Origin of the sequence: Lacticaseibacillus thailandensis DSM 22698 = JCM 13996, from assembly GCF_001312865.1 — a bacterium.
In the GTDB taxonomy this organism is placed as follows: Bacteria; Bacillota; Bacilli; order Lactobacillales; family Lactobacillaceae; genus Lacticaseibacillus; species Lacticaseibacillus thailandensis.
In genome coordinates this window covers 1-880 of record NZ_BBER01000020.1, presented here as the reverse complement: position 1 = coordinate 880, position 880 = coordinate 1, and the positions used below count along the sequence as shown (strand labels likewise).

The 880-nt window shown below is 57.6% G+C and carries 1 protein-coding gene; it reads right to left on the bottom strand.

What is annotated here, in order from left to right; genetic code table 11:
* On the bottom strand, positions 1-880 hold an 880-nt coding region (locus JCM13996_RS11190; protein ID WP_439646487.1), incomplete at both ends, for a mucin-binding protein.

The following is an 880-nucleotide window of genomic DNA, read 5'->3' as shown; positions in this document are numbered from 1 at the left end:
TGCAACCGTTGCCCCCGTGTAACCATTGATAAAGCGTACAGTCTCCGTTGCCGTCCGGTTCAGACTGTCAGTATCTACACCTGCTGGGTACTTTGGCCCATCAGTGTTTTCGGGGTCCACTGGTGTTCCTGGGTCCTGCGGACCGACCTGACTTGGGTCATCACCGGCAGGAGTCTGCGGGTTAACCGTGATCGTTGCTGGGTAGTAGTAAACCGTTAACGTCACATCGGCGGCGGTGTCATCAACTAGTGCTGGCACTTCCGTTTGGTCTGGCGTTAAGCCTGCTTTCGTCGCTGCTGGTACTGCGGCGAACGTATTGTTGTCCGTCTCCCATGCACCGTAGGTGACCGTACCCGTGGCTACATCAACGCTGGCTGTCCGGTGGTACGTAATCGTCGCTGTCTTGCTTGGCGCAACCGTTGCCCCAGTGTCGCCATTGATGAAGCGTACGGTCTCCGTTGCCGTCCGGTTCAGACTAGCCGTATCTACACCTGCTGGGTACTTTGGCCCATCAGTGTTTTCGGGGTCCACTGGTGTTCCTGGGTCCTGCGGACCGACCTGACTTGGGTCATCACCGGCAGGAGTCTGCGGGTTGACCGTGATCGTTGCTGGGTAGTAGTAAACCGTTAACGTCACATCGGCGGCGGTGTCATCAACTAGTGCTGGTACTTCCGTTTGGTCTGGCGTTAAGCCTGCTTTCGTCGCTGCTGGTACCGCGGCGAACGTATTGTTGTCCGTTTCCCATGCACCGTAGGTGACCGTAACCGTGGCTACATCAACGGTGGCCGTCCGGTGATACGTGATCGTCGCCGTCTTGCTTGGCGCGACCGTTGCCCCGGTATCGCCATTGATGAAGCGTACGGTTTCTGTTGCCGTCTGG